Below are 5,741 nucleotides of genomic sequence, written 5' to 3' on the forward strand. Positions count from 1 at the left end.
TGAGGGTGAATGGAAGCGTAAAAAACATCAGCCTGAATATCGTCGCCAATGGCGTAAATTACATATTGGTATAGATGCTAAAACCTTACAAATACGCGCTGTTCAGCTCACAACCAGCAATGTGAGTGATTCACAGGTACTTGGTGATTTACTCGATCAGATTCCACAAGATGAGAGAGTTGACTCCGTCTATACCGATGGAGCTTATGATACCAAACAGTGCCGACAGGTCATTGCGGATCGGCAAGCACATGCAGTGATTCCACCAAGAAAAAATGCGAAGCCATGGAAAGATAAAAAGATGGGCTCGCTAGAACGCAATGAGTTGCTTCGAACAGTTAAACGTTTAGGAAGAACTATTTGGAAGAAATGGTCAGGCTATCATCGGCGAAGTTTGGTTGAAACCAAGATGCATTGCATCAAATTATTAGGGGATAAACTCAGTGCGAGAAATTTTCAAAGCCAAGTCAATCAGATTCATGCACGTATGGCAGTATTAAATAAATTTACGGACTTAGGCAGACCACATACCCGAGTTGTCACTTAAATTTGAGTAGATATGAGAAGTCTTAACTTTTAAATTTTTGTGCAACAAAGCCATACCTCGTATGAGATAGTGAAAATAGGCGAATCTATTGGGGCTGAATGCGAACATCGCGAGACTGACCGACAGAGCAGTCAGTCCCTTCATCACCTCAAAACAGCTTTTGGATGCGCGTCTTCAACTCGTCGAACCATCCCTTGCCGCTTTTGCCACCAGCCGACTTTTGCTCAATGAACTTCACCTGATCGAAGATGGGTTTGAAGTCCGCCTTCTTGCCATAACCCAGGATCTGCGCCATCTCAATCTCCGTGCGCACGGACGACAGCAAGGTGCTGAGCTCCTCGTTCTGCTTGGCATCGCGCTTGTCGGTCTCGGCCAGCTTTTCAGCTTTTGCGATCGCGGCTTCGGCCCGTAGCACGGGCAGAGGAAAGGCGACCGAGGTCACCACCAGGGTGTTCAGTGCTCGGGCGAGTTCCGCTTTGGCGTTGTCGATCTTGCCGCTGTCGATGAGCCCGGCTCAGCGCATCGACGAACTGCGCCCCGATGCCTTGGCCGTCGAAGATGTACGAAGCCAGCGCGACGCTGTTCCGCGCCTATTCGATGGCAGCGAGCATGGCCGGGTAGGCCTGCTCGCCATCGACGAGCGGCTCGATGCGGTTGCCGCGGGTCAGCGACTGGCCGGTGGCGCGTCCCACCAGGTGGGCCAGACCGGCAAGTGGCGGCGATACAGCCTCGGGCATCGTGGGCGAGAGATCCTGCCGAATAGCAGGATCTGCCCCCGGGAAGAGCCGCCGCGCCCGCCGCTGGTAACGGTTGATGCCGAACAGCACATACAGCAGCGAACCGGCCAGCGGCAACAAGGCGATCAGAGTACCCACAGCGTGGCCGATCGAGGGTCACGCTTGTAGATGACCGCGTGCCCCGCTGTGGGGACAGCGACCGCCAGCGACACGAGGGTGGCTGCCCATGTCAGCCCATTGGGGTCGGACACGACAGCCTCCCATCGCTCAAGATTCGCCGTCCGCTGACTTCTTCTTGCGCGCAGGCTTGCTCGCGTCGCTCGGCGGCGTCTCGGCCACGTTCGCGGCATCGGGCTTTTCAGGCTCAGCCGGCTTCGCGGGTGGCTCCTGGCGCTCGAAGACCACCCGTTCGGCCTTGTCGTCCCAGCGGGCGCTGGCGTGATCGCCCTTGCCGATACCGCCACCCAGCATCTCGCGCGCCAGTGCCGTCTCCAGCTCGCTGCGGATCAGGCGCTTGAGTTCACGCGCGCCGAACTCGGGCTTGTAGCCTTCCTGCGCGAAGTGGTCGATCAAGGTCTGATCGAAGGTCAGCGTCACGCCCTGGCTGGCGGCGTTGCGGGCCACACGATCGAGCTGCAGGCCGACGATATGGCGGATCTCCTCCTTGCCCAGCGCATGGAAGACGATGATCTCGTCGATGCGGTTGATGAACTCGGGGCGGAAGTGTCCGCGCAGCACGTCCATCACCTCGGACTTGGTCTTCTCGTATTCCTCGCCGGCGGCGCTACGGGCCTTCAGCCGACGCTGGATGATGTCCGAGCCCAAGTTCGAGGTGGCGATGATGATGGTATTGGTGAAATCCACCACCCGGCCCTTGCCGTCGGTGAGCCGCCCGTCGTCGAACACCTGCAGCAGGATGTTGTAGACGTCGGGGTGAGCCTTCTCGATCTCGTCCAGCAGCAACACGCTGTAGGGCTTGCGACGCACCTTCTCGGTGAGCTGGCCGCCCTCGTCATAGCCCACATAACCCGGAGGCGCGCCCACCAGGCGTGCCACGGTATGGCGTTCCCCGTACTCGGACATGTCGATGCGCAGCAGCGCACCTTCATCGCCATAGATGGACTCGGCCAGCGCCTTGGCGAGCTCGGTCTTGCCCACGCCGGTCGGCCCGAGGAACAGAAAAGTCGCCACCGGCTTGCCGCCTTCGCGCAGCCCCGCGCGCGACAACCGCACGGCATCGGCTACCGCGCGCACCGCTTCGTCCTGGCCCACCAGGCGCTCGTGCAGCCGCTGTTCTAGATGCAACAGCTTCTCGCGTTCTTCCACCGTCAGCTCGTTGACCGGAATGCCGGTCAGGCGCGAGACGATCTGCGCGACATGCTCGGCCTTGACTTCGGCGCTGCCCGAGGCGCGCTCGCGCTCCCAATCTTCGATGAACTTCTTGAGTTCGGCCTCTTTTGCCTCGATGCGCTTGCCCAGCTCGGCGGCCTTGTCGTACTGCTTGCGCGAGGCCATGTAGTCCTGCTCACGCCGCAACTGGTGCAGTTCGGACTCCAGCTCTTGTACGGCCACTGGGCGAGCCGTGGCCGACAGCTTCACGCGTGCGGCCGCCTGGTCAAGCAGGTCGATGGCCTTGTCAGGCAAAAAGCGCGCGGTGATGTAGCGGTCCGACAACTCGGCGGCGGCGATGATCGCATCCTCGGTGATGCTGACCTTGTGGTGCGCCTCGAAGGTGTCGCGCAGGCCGCGCAGGATCATCATGGTCTGCGCTACCGTCGGCTCGGGCACCATCACCGGCTGGAAACGACGCTCCAGCGCGGCGTCCTTCTCGATGTACTTCTGATACTCGTTGAGCGTGGTGGCGCCGATCAGGTTCAGCTCGCCGCGCGCCATCATCGGCTTGAACACGTTGGCCACGTCCAGCCCGCCTTCGCCGCCACCCTGGCCGGCACCGACGATGGTGTGCACTTCATCGATGAAGAGAATCATCTCGCTCTGGTGCTCGGTCACTTCCTTGAGCACCCTCTGCACGCGCTCCTCGAACTCGCCGCGGTACTTGGCGCCGGCCACCATGGCGTTGATGTTGAGTTCCACCAGACGCTTGTCGCGCAGCGTCTCGGGCACTTCACCGGCGACCATGCGCTGCGCCAGCCCTTCGACGATGGCGGTCTTGCCGACGCCGGGCTCACCGATCAACACCGGGTTGTTTTTCTTGCGCCGGGCCAGCACCTCGATGGTGGTCTCGATCTCCTGCGCACGGCCGATGACCGGATCGAGCTTGCCCTCGCGCGCCATCTTGGTGAGGTCGCGCGAGTATTTATCCAGCTCGGGCGTGTTGGTCGGCGTCTCGGCGCGGCCATCCTCGGCGCCCTTGCCGACCACCTTGCTGACCTGTTGGCGCAGCGCCTGCGGCGTCAGGCCGTAGCGGCGCAGCAGGTTGGCGGCCAGCCCTTCGCCTTCCTCGGCCAGACCGACCAGGAAGTGCTCCGGACCGACATAGGAATGGCCGAGTTCATTGGAGGTCACGAAAGCGCGGCTGAGCGCATCCTTCACGCGCGGCGACACGCCGATCTCGCCCTCGAACGGCTTGTCCCCGCGCTTGGCCTCGGACTCGATCTGCCGCTTGAGGTCATCGACCTTGATCTTGAACTGACCCAGGATGGTCTTGACCACGTCGCTGTCGGCCAGCGCCAGCAGCAGATGTTCGGTATCCACCTCGGCGCGGCCAAATTCGGCAGCGTGTTTGGCGGCCTCCTGCAGCAGGGCTTCCGACTGTTCGCTGATGCGGCTGGCCAAACCACTGCCGCGACGGCGCGGCGCACCCGAACCTGCGGCGGCGGGCTCGCCGAACGAGGCATCGACCACGTCATCGGTATCGGCGGCCATCGGCGTCGCGTCGTCGCCGATGCGGAAGAAGTCACTGCCGAGGAAGTCCTCGAACAGGCCGCTGCGCGAGCCGAACAAGGCTTCCAGCGGCGAGACGGTGCGCTTTTGCTGGCGCACCAGTTGACGGTAATGGTCGTCACACAACAGCATGGTGCTGTGACGACCGTTGAGATTGGCTTCCACCCGCACGGTGGCGGGTTGGCTGCAGACCTGGCATTGTTTTCTGTCCATACTGATGCTCCTGTAAAGATTGATCTGACGAGGCACCGACGATCACGGTGCCTCATCTCTTTTTGTTTTTTGAGAAAAACGCGCTGCCCCGCGTCAGCCGTTGATCGGGATCGAGCGTGAAAATCACCTGTAGGTGCGCTTTCATTTCGCCCTCTCCAATCGCGTCGCTTTGCGGTTCCGGCCAAGGAAATCCTTGCAAGACTTTGTAAGACATTGCGCTTACCAGGAAAAAATATCAAGAGTCAATGTACAGCGACTTTGTTACACAAAGATTTGAAATGCAAAGCGCCCCTAATTGAGCCAAATTTAAGGCGTAACTTGGGTAAGTGGTCGACCTAATTCCGTAAATCTGTTGAGGACTGCTACACGTGCATGAATTTCATTCACCTGACTAGGAAAGCTTCTTGCCATTAATTTATCGCCTAATAATTTGATGCAATGCATCTTGGTTTCCACCAAACTGCGGCGATGATAGCCTGACCATTTTTTCCATAATGTCCTGCCTAAACGTTTAACTGTTCGAAGTAATTCATTTCGCTCTAGCGAGCTACTCTTTGTATCTTTCCATGGTTTCGCATTTTTTCTAGGTGGAATCACCGCATGTGCTTGCCGATCTGCAATGACCTGACGGCATTGCTTGGTGTCATAAGCTCCATCGGTATAAACAGAGTCAATCTGCTCATCTTGTGGAATCTGATTAAGTAAATCACCAAGCACCTGTGAATCACTGACATTATTGGTTGTGAGCTGAATAGCGCGTATTTGTAGGGTTTTGGCATCTATACCAATTGTAGTTTACGCCATTGGCGACGATATTCAGCTCCATGTTTCTTGCGTTTCCATTCGCCCTCACCTAGAAACTTCATGCCTGTAGAGTCTACGAGTAGATGCAGCCCATCGCTACTTTTTTGGTAGCTGATTGCAATATCAATATGCTGTTTTCGTCTACAAATTGTAGTGTAGTCTGGCGCTATCCAATTTAATCCGCAAAGTTTAATCAGACTTTGCACAAAGCCAGTGACCATACGTAAAGACAGACGGAATAAGGATTTAATCATTAAGCAGCATTGGATGGCTGCGTCGGAGTAGGTTTGATTTCGCCCTTGTTTGCCTTTTGATGGCGCATACCATTGCGTAGCAGGATCAAACCAAATGGCAATATTTCCGCGACTCATGAGTGCTCGGTTATATGCGGGCCAATTGGTTGTGCGGTAGATTTTCTGTGTAGGCTTCTTCATTTGAAAATTATATCGCTGAAAAAGCCTTTACAGATAGGTTTGTGCAACAAAGCCCTTTGGGCTTACAAACGATTGTTATTCCTAAGTAGAAATGTCCTACCT

General features: G+C 57.1%; 3 protein-coding genes and 3 pseudogenes. 1 reads left to right on the forward strand and 5 read right to left on the reverse strand.

Annotation, left to right across the window (positions count from 1 at the left end):
* Positions 1–547: pseudogene (locus MKL35_RS13460) on the forward strand (IS5-like element ISAba13 family transposase); the annotation flags it as partial.
* Between the two features lie 148 nt (positions 548–695).
* On the opposite strand, the pseudogene yfdX1 reads toward MKL35_RS13460, so the two are convergent.
* From yfdX1 to MKL35_RS13485, 5 genes and pseudogenes are all read right to left on the reverse strand, one after another.
* Positions 696–1,061: pseudogene (yfdX1, locus tag MKL35_RS13465) on the reverse strand (heat resistance protein YfdX1); the annotation flags it as partial.
* Between the two features lie 76 nt (positions 1,062–1,137).
* Positions 1,138–1,422 (reverse strand): hypothetical protein, encoded by a 285-nt coding sequence (locus MKL35_RS13470; protein ID WP_224223043.1) that lies wholly within the window; start codon positions 1,420–1,422, stop codon positions 1,138–1,140.
* 129 nt (positions 1,423–1,551) lie between these two features.
* A complete protein-coding gene (clpK, locus tag MKL35_RS13475) occupies positions 1,552–4,401 on the reverse strand; it encodes a heat shock survival AAA family ATPase ClpK (protein ID WP_004882738.1) in 2,850 nt (949 codons plus the stop codon).
* Positions 4,402–4,453: 52 nt separating this feature from the next.
* Positions 4,454–4,615 (reverse strand): hypothetical protein, encoded by a 162-nt coding sequence (locus MKL35_RS13480; protein WP_004642278.1) that lies wholly within the window; start codon positions 4,613–4,615, stop codon positions 4,454–4,456.
* 92 nt (positions 4,616–4,707) lie between these two features.
* Positions 4,708–5,639: pseudogene (locus MKL35_RS13485) on the reverse strand (IS5 family transposase).
* Between the last annotated feature and the right edge of the window lie 102 nt (positions 5,640–5,741).

This window comes from Acinetobacter sp. AOR41_HL, from assembly GCF_027854645.1.
GTDB classification, from domain to species: Bacteria; Pseudomonadota; Gammaproteobacteria; order Pseudomonadales; family Moraxellaceae; genus Acinetobacter; species Acinetobacter nosocomialis.